At 60.3% G+C, this 13,958-nt stretch carries 10 protein-coding genes; 3 read left to right on the plus strand and 7 right to left on the minus strand.

Annotated elements, in window-relative coordinates; genetic code table 11:
- The first annotated feature begins 4 nt into the window (after window positions 1-4).
- The gene (locus tag AC0J41_RS03700; RefSeq protein WP_473014594.1) at window positions 5-3,073 is read left to right on the plus strand and encodes an efflux RND transporter permease subunit; all 3,069 of its coding nucleotides are present in this window, start codon (window positions 5-7) and stop codon (window positions 3,071-3,073) included.
- Window positions 3,074-4,230: 1,157 nt separating this feature from the next.
- Here AC0J41_RS03700 and AC0J41_RS03705 read toward each other — a convergent pair.
- The 4 genes from AC0J41_RS03705 to plsB all read right to left on the minus strand — a co-directional run bounded on the left by AC0J41_RS03705 (window position 4,231) and on the right by plsB (window position 8,673).
- Window positions 4,231-4,920 carry a DUF4197 domain-containing protein gene (locus AC0J41_RS03705; protein WP_025110905.1) on the minus strand — a complete coding sequence of 230 codons (690 nt, stop codon included), beginning with the start codon at window positions 4,918-4,920 and terminating at the stop codon, window positions 4,231-4,233.
- 21 nt (window positions 4,921-4,941) lie between these two features.
- Window positions 4,942-5,340, minus strand: a complete 399-nt coding sequence (locus AC0J41_RS03710; protein ID WP_003222082.1) for a YbaY family lipoprotein — start codon at window positions 5,338-5,340, stop codon at window positions 4,942-4,944.
- 50 nt (window positions 5,341-5,390) lie between these two features.
- Window positions 5,391-6,077: a hypothetical protein gene (locus AC0J41_RS03715; protein ID WP_473014595.1), complete on the minus strand. Its 687-nt coding sequence runs from the start codon at window positions 6,075-6,077 to the stop codon at window positions 5,391-5,393.
- A 97-nt stretch (window positions 6,078-6,174) separates the two neighbouring features.
- Window positions 6,175-8,673 carry a glycerol-3-phosphate 1-O-acyltransferase PlsB gene (gene plsB, locus AC0J41_RS03720; protein WP_025110903.1) on the minus strand — a complete coding sequence of 833 codons (2,499 nt, stop codon included), beginning with the start codon at window positions 8,671-8,673 and terminating at the stop codon, window positions 6,175-6,177.
- A 236-nt stretch (window positions 8,674-8,909) separates the two neighbouring features.
- On the opposite strand from plsB, the gene AC0J41_RS03725 reads away from it, so the two are divergent.
- Both AC0J41_RS03725 and AC0J41_RS03730 read left to right on the plus strand, forming a co-directional pair.
- A complete protein-coding gene (locus AC0J41_RS03725) occupies window positions 8,910-9,119 on the plus strand; it encodes a cold-shock protein (protein WP_003222087.1) in 210 nt (69 codons plus the stop codon).
- A gap of 288 nt (window positions 9,120-9,407) precedes the next feature.
- Window positions 9,408-11,252, plus strand: coding sequence for a hypothetical protein (locus AC0J41_RS03730; RefSeq protein WP_473014596.1), 1,845 nt, complete (start codon window positions 9,408-9,410; stop codon window positions 11,250-11,252).
- Between the two features lie 87 nt (window positions 11,253-11,339).
- Here AC0J41_RS03730 and AC0J41_RS03735 read toward each other — a convergent pair whose 3' ends face one another.
- From AC0J41_RS03735 to dapE, 3 genes are all read right to left on the minus strand, one after another.
- The gene (locus AC0J41_RS03735; RefSeq protein ID WP_007964251.1) at window positions 11,340-11,717 is read right to left on the minus strand and encodes a hypothetical protein; all 378 of its coding nucleotides are present in this window, start codon (window positions 11,715-11,717) and stop codon (window positions 11,340-11,342) included.
- A 75-nt stretch (window positions 11,718-11,792) separates the two neighbouring features.
- On the minus strand, window positions 11,793-12,602 hold the full coding sequence (locus AC0J41_RS03740) for a putative RNA methyltransferase (protein WP_473014597.1): 810 nt from the start codon (window positions 12,600-12,602) through the stop codon (window positions 11,793-11,795).
- Window positions 12,602-13,753, minus strand: a complete 1,152-nt coding sequence (gene dapE / locus AC0J41_RS03745; protein WP_025110900.1) for a succinyl-diaminopimelate desuccinylase — start codon at window positions 13,751-13,753, stop codon at window positions 12,602-12,604. Before dapE ends, AC0J41_RS03740 begins: the two co-directional genes overlap by 1 nt.
- Window positions 13,754-13,958: the final 205 nt, after the last annotated feature.

Below are 13,958 nucleotides of genomic sequence, written 5' to 3' on the forward strand. Positions count from 1 at the left end.
CCCGATGCGCTTCAACCTTTCCGAATGGGCGTTGCGTAATCGCCAGATCGTACTGTTCCTGATGCTGTTGCTGGCCATCGTCGGCGCTTTGTCCTACACCAAGCTGGGCCAGAGCGAAGACCCGCCGTTCACCTTCAAGGCCATGGTGATCCAGACCCGCTGGCCGGGGGCGACCGCGCAGGAGGTCTCGCGCCAGGTCACCGAACGCATCGAAAAGAAATTGATGGAAACCGGCGAATACGAACGCATCGTGTCGTTCTCCCGTCCGGGCGAGTCCCAGGTCACGTTCATTGCCCGCGACTCCATGCATTCGGTGGACATCCCCGACCTCTGGTATCAGGTGCGCAAGAAGGTCAGCGATATTCGCCAGACTTTGCCGCCGGGGATTCAGGGGCCGTTTTTCAACGATGAATTCGGCACCACGTTCGGCAACATCTACGCACTGACCGGGGATGGTTTCGACTACGCGGTGCTCAAGGATTACGCCGACCGCATCCAGATCCAGCTGCAGCGGGTCAAGGACGTAGGCAAGGTCGATCTGCTCGGTTTGCAGGACGAGAAGATCTGGGTCGAGTTGTCCAACGTCAAACTCGCCACCCTCGGCTTGCCACTGGCGGCCGTGCAGCAAGCACTGGAAGAGCAGAACGCGGTCTCCACCGCCGGCTTCTTCGAAACTGGTAGCGAGCGTGTGCAACTGCGGGTCTCGGGGAATTTTCAGACGGTCGATGAGATCAAGAACTTTCCGATTCGGGTCGGCGACCGGACGTTCCGCATCTCCGATGTCGCGGACGTACACCGTGGTTTCAACGATCCACCGGCGCCGCGCATGCGCTTCATGGGCGAAGACGCCATCGGTCTTGCGGTGGCAATGAAGGATGGCGGTGACATTCTGGTGCTGGGCAAGGCGCTGGAAGGTGAGTTCTCGCGCCTGCAGAAAAACCTCCCGGCCGGCATGCAGCTGCGCAAGGTGTCCGATCAACCTGCGGCGGTGAAAACCGGGGTCGGCGAGTTCGTCCAGGTGCTGGTCGAGGCGCTGGCGATCGTGTTGCTGGTGAGCTTCTTCTCTCTCGGTGTGCGCACCGGCATGGTGGTCGCGCTGACCATTCCGCTGGTGCTGGCGATGACCTTCGCCTGCATGTATTACCTCGGCATCGGCCTGCACAAGATCTCCCTCGGCGCGCTGGTGCTGGCGCTGGGCTTGTTGGTGGACGATGCGATCATCGCCGTGGAAATGATGGCGATCAAAATGGAGCAGGGCTTCGACCGGATCAAGGCCGCGAGCTACGCGTGGACCAGCACCGCATTCCCGATGCTCACCGGTACGCTGATCACCGCCGCCGGCTTTCTGCCGATTGCCACGGCGCAATCCGGCACCGGCGAATACACCCGCTCGATCTTTCAGGTGGTGACCATCGCATTGCTCGCCTCCTGGGTGGCGGCGGTGATGTTCGTGCCCTATCTGGGGGAAAAACTCCTGCCCGATCTGGCGAAGATTCACGCCGCCAAACACGGCACGGCTGACGGTCAGGCGGACCCGTATGGCACACCGTTCTATCAGCGCGTTCGGCGTCTGGTGGAGTGGTGCGTGGCGCACCGCAAGACCGTGATTGTGCTGACGGTGGGGCTGTTCATCGCGTCGGTGATGCTGTTCCGTTTCGTGCCGCAGCAGTTCTTCCCGGCCTCCAATCGGCTGGAGTTGATGGTCGATCTGAAACTGGCCGAAGGCGCGTCGCTGGCCAATACCACGGCTGAGGTCAAACGCCTGGAGGCGATGCTCAAGGATCACGCCGGCATCGATAACTATGTGGCGTATGTCGGCACCGGCTCGCCGCGTTTCTACCTGCCGCTGGATCAACAACTGCCGGCGGCGAGCTTCGCGCAGTTTGTGGTGCTGGCGAAAAACATCGAGGAGCGCGAGACCCTGCGCACCTGGTTGATCAGCACGCTGAACGAGCAATTCCCGGCCCTGCGTTCGCGGGTCACGCGTCTGGAAAACGGCCCGCCGGTTGGCTATCCGGTGCAGTTCCGCGTCACCGGTGAGCACATTGAGGAGGTCCGCGCGCTGGCGCGCAAAGTGGCGTCCAAGGTTCGCGAGAACCCGCACGTGGTCAATGTGCACCTGGACTGGGAAGAGCCGAGCAAGGTGGTGTACCTGAACATCGATCAGGACCGGGCCCGCGCGTTGGGCGTGAGCACCGCCAATCTGGCGAAATTCCTTCAGAGTTCGCTGACCGGCTCCAGCGTCAGTCAGTACCGCGAAGACAATGAATTGATCGAGATTCTGCTGCGCGGTACGGTGCATGAGCGTACCGAGTTGTCCCTGTTGCCGAGCCTGGCGGTGCCGACCGACAACGGTCGCAGTGTGGCCTTGTCGCAGATTGCCACGTTGGAATACGGCTTTGAGGAAGGGGTCATCTGGCACCGCAATCGTCTGCCGACCGTGACCGTGCGTGCCGATATTTACGGCAAGGAGCAGCCGGCGACGCTGGTGCAGCAGATTCAGCCGACGCTGGATCCGATCCGTGCCGAATTGCCTGACGGGTATCTGCTGGATGTTGGCGGTACGGTGGAGGATTCGGAGCGTGGGCAAAACTCGGTGAACGCCGGGGTGCCGATGTTCATTGTGGTGGTGCTGACGTTGCTGATGGTGCAACTGCGCAGCTTCTCGCGCACGGCGATGGTGTTTCTGACGGCGCCGCTGGGGTTGATCGGGGTGGTGCTGTTTCTGATGGTGTTCCGGCAGCCGTTCGGGTTTGTGGCGATGCTGGGGACGATTGCGCTGTCGGGGATGATCATGCGCAATTCGGTGATTCTTGTGGATCAGATCGAGCAGGATATTGCCTCCGGGATCAGGCCTTGGCAGGCGATTATCGAGGCGACTGTGCGGCGGTTTCGGCCGATTGTGTTGACGGCTTTGGCGGCGGTGCTGGCGATGATTCCTTTGTCTCGGAGCGTGTTTTTTGGGCCGATGGCGGTGGCGATCATGGGGGGGTTGATTGTGGCTACGGCTTTGACGTTGTTGTTTTTGCCTGCCTTGTATGCGGCCTGGTTCCGGGTGCGTCGGGAGGTTTGATCCTTGGCGGCCTTCGGGCCGACCAGGTTCTTGTTGATTGGGGGGATATCCGTTGTTTTGGGGGTTGCTGCTGGCGGTTCCGCTCTTACAGCGGGTCACTTTTTCAGACGCCAAAAAGTAACCAAAAGGCTGGGCCCCGGCGTTCGGCCCTCGCTTAGGCTCGGGTTCCTTCGTTACGGGTTTCATCCGGGGGCATCGTCTACGGTTTGCTTCGCTGCACCTCCTCTCGATGTGTTTGGCTGCGCCAAACGGTCGCTGCGCTCCCACCCCCGGATAAACCCCTCCACTCAGCCTGCCGAAGGGGCCTGCAGATCAAGAGCTGCAGCCGAGCTTGCGCTCATCCTGTTGAGTGGGGCGGCTTTGCCGCGTGCGGTGCACTCAAATCTAAACTGCAGGCCTTCGCCTGCTCGCGATGGCGGCCTGACAGCCGACCAATCTCCAACTGAACACACCCAAATCCAATTGTGGGAGCTGGCCTGCTCGCGATGGCGGCCTGACAGCCGACCAATCTCCAACTGAATACACCCACTCCAACTGTGGGAGCTGGCCTGCCAGCGAAGGCGGCCTACGAGCCGACCACCCCCCAACTGAACACACCCAATCCAATTGTAGGAGTGAGCCTGCTCGCGATGGCGGCCTACGAGCCGACCAATCCCCACCTGAACACACCCAGTCCAATTGTAGGAGTGAGCCTGCTCGCGAAGGCGGCCTACGAGCCGACCAATCCCCACCTGAACACACCCAAGCCAACTGTGGGAGCGGGCTTGCTCGCGAAGAGGGCCTTCCAGTCACCGAATCGTTCTGGCCTGTTTAAATAGGTGTCGAATAACCAGAACCTCCCACAAGGTTGTCCGTCGGACGTGCGATGTCTAGCCAGGTCTGTCGCTGCAAAAATCAGCGACCGGGTTTCGCGGCCCGGTAAAACCCCAGACGCACAGCGTCCACCATCCGAAAACGGGCGCTTTTTTATGCCTTTGTCATGGCAGGCGGGATACCTTCGGGCCGGGTGGCTGAAGTCCCGGTCTGCGAACCTGCGTACAGCGACCACTCTGCATTTGTGTCGCGCGTGCTCGATAAAATCGGCCCGCAAGGCTGACGCCCAACAAAAAGCCCGCTGACCTTCACCGGTTCAGCGGGCTTTTTTATTGGGCAGGAAGTTACAGGGTGCCGAACACCTTCTTCGCCAGTCCGGTCGCTGCAGCGGCCGGGTTCTTACGGATGGTTTCTTCCTGTTTGCCGATCATTTCGAACAGGCCATTGAGCGCTTGCTCGGTGACGTAGTTTTCGACGTTGGCGCTCTTCGCGTCCACTACGCCCAGGGTCGCGGCCTGGCCGGCGAAGGCGTTGTATTTCTGTGCCACGCCAACCTTGTCGGTGGCCTGTTTGACGATTGGCAGGAACTTGGCGCGGATTTGTTCGCGGCTGGATTTGTCCAGGTATTGGGTGGCCGAGTCGTTGCCGCCGCTGAGGATGCCTTTGGCGTCGGCCACGGTCATTTTCTTTACGGCGTCGACGAGGATTGGCTGGGCCTGGGTCACGGCGTTTTCCGCCGCCTTGTTCATTGCGGTTTCGAGTTCGTCGACCTGGGCGCCCATGCCGAAGGCTTTCATCTTGCCGGCGACTTTACCGAGTTTGCCTGGCAGTTCGATTTTCACGTCCGGGTTGTTGCTGAAACCGCCCGGAGTGCCGAGTTGTTTGACAGCCAGTTGCGCGCCTTGGGTCAGGGCGTCCTTGAGACCGCCGGTGGCGTCTTGTTGCGACAGGTCGCTGAGCGACAGCGCCAGCGCGTTGGCGCAGATCATCAAGCCCGCACACAGGCCGGCGAAGCGAAGGGTAGGGCGGAACATGGCAACTTCCTTGGTAGACAATTAGCGAATGGCGTCGACGCGGATTTTCAACGGCTGCGGATCGTTGCCGTCCAGTTGCACGGCGTGGTTTTCGGTGGTGATGAACATCAGCTCGCCGTTGACTTCGATGCGCGCGCTGACCGAGTAGCGATGGCCGGGTTTGACCTGTGCCGGATCGTAGCTCAAATGAAACGGCAACGGCACTTGGCCTTTGACCGGGCCTTTCTGCTCGTCGAGCACCACGGCCGGAGCGTCGGCCAGCGATACGTCTTGCAGGCTTACGCTCAGGGTCGCGCTCGGTGGCAGGGCGATGCGTTGCAGGTAGAACACTTCGCCGTCGAGGCCGACTTTGCCGGCGGGGGTGGTCGACTGGCAGGCGCTCAACAGCGTGGCAGCGGCAAGAAGGGTGAGTTTTTTCATCTGGACCTCTGAGACATGTGCGCCGGAAGAATCCCGGCGCCGATGGAAATCTAGCGGATTTTATTGTCAGCGTCAGTGAACAAACGTAAGGGGTTCTCCAGCCACTGCGCCATTGCCTGCATGAACCACGGGCGTTGTTCGCGTGGTGGCGGGGAAAGTTCTACGTGTCCTGGCGTTATCGAAATGCGTTGGTGGTAGCGATTTTCTATGCCACTGAGTGCATAGCGCTTGCCGGGAGTGACACTTGCCGGGTCATATTTCAGATAGAACGAAGTGGCGGTCTGTTCGTCGTGGCTGGCGCGTGCCAGTTCAATTTCTGGACTGTCGGCTTCATGCAGGCTGATGGTGACCGTTTCCTCGGTCGGGACGTTTTCCGCTTCTTGAGCTTCAACATACAACAGCCCGATCGTGCTCAGGTGCACTGTCTGGCGATGAGGCACTTTGTTGACGATGACAAAGTGCTCCTGATCAAGCAGCAAGGGTTGGCGGTTGTGGAACATCCGGACAGTAATCCGGTACTTCACGCCAATATCGATATAGGGATGGGGGAACTCGAACTTCCAGTTATCTTCGAACAGCCTTGCAAAGCGCTGTTCCTTGACGGGTGTCGATAACTTCGGATTAACCACCTCGACACTGACAATGGTTTCATTCTCACCGTCGAGGGGGATTTGAAAGGCTGCTGGCAAACTGAAGTTTAAAGTGACTGCCGAAGCGCGGTCGGGTAACAGGCTCATCTCGATATCCTTATCGTGATTATTTGAAGGAGCCTATTAATTCATGGATCAACTAACGGGGAAACCGAAGTGTCGCCCCGTTAGTTGTCGGCACGTTTCAGGCTGGCGGTGTTATGGCGGTTTCCGCGGCATCTTCACTGCGATGCAAGGCCACCTGGCGTATCGACAAGCGAATCTCTGCCGGCAACACGCGTTTGGCCGCGCCCTCGGCCAGTTCGCCAAGCAACTCGTGGTAACTCAACTTGCCGGCTTCGTCGCGGCGCAGCACGTCGAGGTCGAGCATGGTCTGGATGAAGTGGCGGAACAGACTCTTGTCGAAGAACTCCGGCGCATTCAGGCCGTGCAGAATCGACAGGCGCTGGGCCATGACCGTACACAGGTCTTCCAGCTCTTCGGCACTGATGCTGTTTTGTCCGGCATTGAGCAGCAGCGAGACGGTCATGTAGAAACGCTGAAGGGTCTGCGCGATGCTTTTCGACAGCAGGGTCAGCAACACAAAGTGTCGCGAACTCGGTGCCGGGCGCAAGTACACGTCCTTCTCGAAGCGCAGCAGGCCTTGTTCGACGAATGCGTCCAGCCATTGATCGACCACCGCGTCGAGTTCGTCCAGGCTCCAGCGAATGAACAGCTCCGCCTGCAGGTACGGATACAGCGCACGGGTGTAGCGCAGGATCTGTTCGCGGCTCATGCGCGAGGTGCTCTGGAAGAAGCTCGCCAGCAGCGCCGGCAGGGCGAAGATGTGCAGCACGTTGTTGCGGTAGTAGGTCATCAGGACGGCGTTCTGCTCGTCCAGATACAGAATCTTGCCCAGCGCATCGTTCTGCTCGGACAGCAGGTCCATGTCCTTCACGTGCTCGATCAACGCACGGCCGTCGCCTTCCGGCAACGTTGTGTGTGGTGAGTACGGTACCTTGCGCAGCAGCGCCAGATACAGATCCAGCACCCGCGCCATGGCCCGATCGTCCAGCGCCAGGCGGGTGGTCGAGAGCAGTGCCAGCGCCACCAGGTTGACCGGGTTGATCGCCGCCGCTTCGTTCAAGTGCTGCGCGACTTTTTCGCCGAGGCGGTTGGTGGTCTCGTTGAGCCACGCCGGTTTGTACTGCGGGCCGAGTTCCTGCTGGCGCCAGTCCGGCTGTTCGCTGTCGAGGAATTCCGCCAGTTTGATCGGTTCGCCGAAGTTCACTGCGACCTGACCGAAACGCTGCTTGAGTGCGCCGATGACTTTGAAGATGTCGAAGATCGATTCTTTTTTCTTGCTCGCACCACGCAGTTCGCCGAGGTAGGTGCGACCTTCCAGTACGCGTTCGTAACCGATGTACACCGGCACAAACACGATCGGCATCCGCGACGAACGCAGGAAGCTGCGCATCGTGATCGCCAGCATCCCGGTTTTCGGTTGCAGCATGCGCCCGGTACGCGAGCGGCCGCCTTCGACGAAGTATTCGACCGGGAAACCTTTGGTGAACAACGTGTGCAGGTATTCGTTGAATACCGAGGTGTACAGCGGGTTGCCCTTGAACGTGCGGCGCATGAAGAACGCGCCGCCACGCCGTAGCAGGCTGCCGATCACCGGCATGTTCAGATTGATGCCTGCGGCGATGTGCGGCGGGGTCAGGCCGTTGCGAAACAGCAGGTACGACAGCAGCAGGTAGTCGATGTGGCTGCGGTGGCACGGCACGTAGATCACTTCGTGACCCTGGGCGACCTTCTGCACGCCTTCGATGTGGTTGACCTTGATCCCGTCGTAGATCTTGTTCCAGAACCAGCTCAGCACCACTTCGAGGAAGCGGATCGCCGTGTAGGTGTAGTCCGAGGCGATCTCGTTGCCGTAGCGCAGGGCCTGGGCCTTGGCTTTTTCCGCAGAGATGTTTTCGCGCTCGGCTTCGTCGAGGATCGCTTGCTTGACCAGTGGCTGGTTGAGCAGGCCTTTGACCAGATTGCGCCGGTGGGAAATGTCCGGGCCGATCACCGCCGCCTTCAGGTTGCGAAAGTGCACGCGCAGGATGCGTTGGGCCATGCGCACGGTGCGCTCGTGGCCCTTGTTGTGTTCGATCAGTTCGCGCAGATGGATCGGCGCCGAGAATTGCACGCGGGTCTTGCGCCCCAGAACGATGATGCTCAGCAGCCGGCGCAGGCGTCCGGTGACCGCCCAGCTGTCGGCGAACAACAGCTTCCACGGACTGTTTTCGCTATCCGGCGACTGGCCCCAGAACACGCTGACCGGAATGATCTGCGCGTCTTCGGCAGCGTTCTGTGTGAGAGCGCTGACCAGTCGGGTCAGGGTCGGCGGCGCACCGCGCTTGTCCTGACGGCCGAGCCAGTCTGGGTCCGGGGTCAGATAGAAGAACGCCGCCGGCTCCAACAGGTTTCCGACTGACACCGGCAGCACCGGGCGCGGCAGGCCGGCCTTGGTGCACTCGGTGTCGACCACCGCCAGATCGGTAAGCGAGGGGTTTTGCAGGACGTAGAACACCGGACGACTGCGGTCGAGGTTGAGGGTGAACGACGACTGGTTGATCGTCTCGGAGCGAACCCAGAGATACAACAGTCGGCGCAAGGTGCCAAACACAAGACGGCGGAACGGGGAACGGGTCATACGGCTTCTGCGTGAGTTGATAAACCGAGCGTTTGCTCGGGCGGTTGATAGTGTGCCGTATCGGGCGAAAATCGGCAAAAAAGCGGCGAAGTAATCTCCTGTTGAGACTTTTTGCGCCTGTCATATACTCGGCAATCTGTCGCCGGGGCCATTTATGGACGTCGGGCGCAGGCTGACGTTCCGCAAAGGCTTTCCTGCGAAAAGCCTGTTCAATAATAAAAAAGGAGTATGAACAGATGGCAACACGTGAAACCGGCAACGTGAAGTGGTTCAACGACGCCAAGGGCTACGGCTTCATTCAGCGCGACGACGGGGTGGATGTATTCGTGCACTACCGCGCGATCCGCGGTGAGGGGCATCGCTCGCTGACTGAAGGTCAGCAGGTTGAATATGCGGTGGTGACGGGGGAGAAGGGTTTGCAGGCTGAGGATGTCGTAGGCCTGTAACTTCCAAGAGCAAAAGATCGCAGCCTGCGGCTGCGATCTTTTCTTGTGAAAAGAACATCACCGAAACTGACGCTGTACGGATAATCACCTGTCATTTCTGACAGTAGAATATTTATTAACCACAAGCCTACCCTCGCGGAACACAGTCCCTGTCACCAGCGCTGACAGGGTAATGCTCCGACCAAGAGGGACGCGGTCATGTGGAAGAGTGTTTCGATTTTTCTGGTCTTGGGCATCGTTGGTTGTTCGATGCAGCCCACCTCCACAGACAACGTGCCTGAACCCTCCATGCGAGCGATGACAGTCCTGTCATCGCCGCAAGAGGAAACCGTTCAAAGTGTTTCCGCTGCGCAGCCGTCGGTGTTCAAGGTGGTCGAAGCCCCCGCCGGCGAATTGAACGCCGACACCCTGGCCGCCGATGCCAACGTGCAAGTCAACTATCCGAGTCTGGCGCCACGCGACACCGTCGGCGTACGCCTGACGGGCGTGGCGCTGCGAGATGCGCCGGTGCAGACCGTGTCCACCGCAGGCACGCTGACGTTCAAATTGCTCAAGGCGTGGGTGGTTGAAAACAAAGGGCGTACGGTCAACCTGACGTACACCTACAAAGTCGGTGGGGCCGGCAATCTGATCACTTCAGCGCCATTGAGCATCCGTGTGGTGGGCACTCAGGGCCAGAGCGTGTTCAAGGTGGTCGAAGCCCCCGCCGGCGAATTGAACGCCGACACCCTGGCCGCCGACGCCAACGTGCAAGTCAACTACCCGAGTCTGGCGCCACGCGACACCGTCGGCGTACGCCTGACGGGCGCGGCGCTGCGAGATGCGCCGGTGCAGACCGTGTCCACCGCAGGCACGCTGACGTTCAAATTGCTCAAGGCGTGGGTGGTTGAAAACAAAGGGCGTACGGTCAACCTGACGTACACCTACAAAGTCGGTGGGGCGGGCAACTTGATCACTTCAGCGCCATTGAGCATTCGTGTGATTGGGGCTCAGGGCCAGAGTGTGTTCAAGGTGGTCGAAGCCCCCGCCGGCGAATTGAACGCCGACACCCTGGCCGCCGACGCCAACGTGCAAGTCAACTATCCGAGTCTGGCGCCACGCGACACGGTCGGCGTACGCCTGACGGGCGTGGCGCTGCGAGATGCGCCGGTGCAGACCGTGTCCACCGCAGGCACGCTGACGTTCAAATTGCTCAAGGCGTGGGTGGTTGAAAACAAAGGGCGTACGGTCAACCTGACGTACACCTACAAAGTCGGTGGGGCGGGCAATCTGATTACGTCGTCACCATTACCTATCCGGGTTGTCGGTGCGGTGTCGGTAGGCGACGGGCAAGGAACAGCCAATGACCTCAACGCGCAGTACGCCGATATCCGGCAAAACTGCGGCAGTGCCGCGTCGCCTGCAGTGGATTGCTCGGGTGTGATTCTACGGGCCACGATTAACGGGACGGCTTATCGCGCCTGGAATCCCAGTCCGCTGTCACAGCAGAACGGTGGCGTATCGTTTTTCTATCTGCGCAAGGACGCGGTGTTCAAGGCGTTTCCGTCGATTTATCCGAATACCAGCGGGATCGTCTTTTTCAATCGGCAGCTACGCCCGGCGGGTACGGCTGATATTCCCGTGCTGTGCTTTTTTCCTCTGGACGGCGGCTCTGATATCCGCGCCGATCAGGGCTGCGGTGTGTCCAGTAATTTCCCTACCGTCAGCCGTTCATGTGAGTTGCAGGGCATTACCACCGCCGCCGGGTGGCTGACGCATTACAACCAGGGATCGGGTGCGCAGAAATATCAACGGGCTTGCGGTTTCAACGTTCGGGCCAACCAAGGGAACGCGGCGGCCAATGCGTTTTACCAAGGCATTCTGGCAATGAAATTACTGGGGACCGAGTCATTCAATACCTGGGATGAAATTCGCTTGGCGACATGGCCGCAGAACATCCACTCGACCATCCCGATCAAGGCGTTTTTTTATACGAACAATGGTTTGGCGGGGGCCAGGTTCAATCAGCAGGACTTCTATACGCATTCGAGAAAAGCGATTCCGATCATCAAACTGACGTTGCCCGGGACCCCGGCCGGGTCAGCCCGATTCGAATTCATCAAGGCTGATCAATCGGTGGGCAACTGGAACTGAAGATCAAAAAAACGCAGCCTGCGGCAACGCCTACAGGGGAATGCATTCCAAGCTGTAGGCGTTGCCGCAGGCTGCGATCTTTTGCTTTTAAGCGGTTTTCCAGGTGATCTCTTCTTCACCGTCGGCGCTGATGCGAATCCAGCGATCCGCCGTCTCCTCACCTTCTTCTTCAACCCACGTTCCCGGCGCGCAACGCACTTCGACGTTCAGCGCGGCAAAGGCTGCGCGGGCGCAGGCGATGTCGTCGTCCCATGGAGTCGCATCGCTTTCCAGGTACAAGCTGTTCCATTTGCCCACGGCTTTTGGCAGCCAGGTCACCGGAATGTTGCCGGCCTTGCACTTGTAGGTCTGGCCTTTCTGTACCCAGTCGCTGCACGGGCCAAGGGCTTCGCCCAGCCAGGCGGAAATGGCCTTGTGGTCGACGTCGGCGTCTTTCAGGTAAATCTCGATGTCCGGTTGGCGCATGGATGTCCTCACTGCGGGTCTGAAAAATCCATTCGCGGATTTAGCCGGCCCCGGGCACTCGCCCGAGACCAAAAGTTATTGAAGAACGAAATAATCGTAGCGCATCGACACGGTGGTCACGAACGGCTCGGGCTGTTCGATCACGGCGGCGCGGCGTTCGGCACTGGCGCGCCAGCCGTGGGGTGTCATCGCCAACAGGTTGGCGCGATCCTCGGGCTTGTCCAGCGTCAGCTTGAATTCCAGGGTTTCACTGTGCGCCAGCGCCATGCCCTTCGGCACCAGGGCCAGGTGCTTGTCGTCAGTGTATTCGCGCACTTCGTCGTAGAGGCGTTCGCGCAGCTCCATCAGGTGACCGCTGGTAGGGCCGACTTTCATCAGGCCGCCGCCGACGCTGAGCAGACGCTTGGCTTCTTCCCAGTCCAGGGGGCTGAAAACGCTGGCGAGAAACTGGCAGCTGCCCGACGCCAACGGCACGCGGGCCATGCTGGCGATCAACCAGGTGATCGCCGGATTACGCTTGCAGGCGCGTTTCACCGCCTCGCGGGAGATGTCCAGTGCGTAGCCGTCGGCATCTGGCAGGGCCGCGGCGATTTGCGCGGTGTAGTAACCCTCGCCACAACCGATGTCGACCCAACGTGCCGGCGCATAACCTGCCGCCAGCTCGGCCAGACGTTTGGCCACCGGCGCATAGTGCCCAGCGTTCAAGAAGTCGCGGCGAGCCTCGACCATCGCCTGGTTATCGCCAGGATCGCGGCTGTTCTTGTGCTGCACCGGCAACAGGTTCAGGTAGCCCTGACGCGCACGGTCAAAGCGGTGGCCGGCAGGGCAGACCACGCCGTTGTCCACGCTGTTCAGCGGTTCACTGCAGATCGGGCACGCGAGCATCAGGCGAGCAACTTGATCAGGGTCTGGTAGTAGATCTCGGTCAGTACGTCGAGATCGGCCGCCAGCACGCGCTCGTTGACCTGGTGAATGGTCGCGTTGACCGGGCCCAGTTCAACCACCTGCGTGCCCATGGTCGCGATGAAGCGGCCATCGGAAGTACCGCCACTGGTCGACGCCTTGGTCTCGCGGCCGGTGATGTCGCGAATGCTCGACGACACCGCGTCGAGCAGCGCGCCCGGCTCGGTGAGGAACGGCAGACCGGACAACGCCCAGTCGATGTGCCAGTCCAGATCGTGTTTGTCGAGGATGTCGGCCACGCGTTTCTGCAGGCCTTCGACGGTGGATTCGGTGGAGAAGCGGAAGTTGAACACCGCCACCAGGTCGCCCGGGATCACGTTGGTCGCACCGGTGCCGGAATTCACGTTGGAAATCTGGAAGCTGGTTGGCGGGAAGAAATCGTTGCCGTGATCCCAATGCTCGGCAGCCAGTTCGGCCAGCGCCGGAGCGGCGAGGTGGATCGGGTTTTTCGCCAGATGCGGATAAGCGACATGGCCCTGAATGCCGCGAACGGTGAGCTTGGCGCCGAGGGAACCGCGACGACCGTTTTTCACCACGTCACCCACCAGTGTGGTGCTCGACGGCTCGCCGACGATGCACCAGTCCAGACGTTCTTTGCGCGCCGCCAGGCGTTCAACCACAGCCTTGGTGCCGTGGTGCGCCGGGCCTTCTTCGTCGCTGGTGATCAGGAACGCGACCTTGCCCTTGTGGTTCGGGTAGTCGGTGACAAAACGCTCGGCGGCCACGGTCATCGACGCCAGGCTGCCTTTCATGTCGGCCGCGCCACGGCCGCAGAGCATGCCGTGTTCGTCGATGACTGCGTTGAACGGGTCGATCTGCCAGGCGGTCACCGGACCGGTCGGCACCACGTCGGTGTGGCCGGCGAAGCACAATACCGGGCCATCGTCATTGCCGTGAGTGGCCCAGAAATTGTCCACATCCTCGATGCGCATCGGCTCGAGGGTGAAACCGGCATCGCCCAGGCGCTGCATCATCTGCTTCTGGCAATCGGCATCGACCGGCGTCACGGACGGACGGCGGATCAGGTCGATGGCGAGTTGGAGGGTCGGCGAAAGGTCGGCGTGGGCCGTCATGGAAAACTCCGGAGATCATGAATGTGGGCGAGAGCCAATGTGGGAGCGGACTTGCTCGCGAAGGCGCGTTGGCAGTCAACATAGATGTTGAATGTTACAAAGCCTTCGCGAGCAGGCTCGCTCTCACAGGGATTGGGTTCGATCAGCAAACCGTATTGCGCCAAGCCCTGCAAAATGGCGGTTATCTTAAAGCAAAACGGCGACC

This window comes from Pseudomonas sp. Arb-4-2C, from assembly GCF_055755015.1.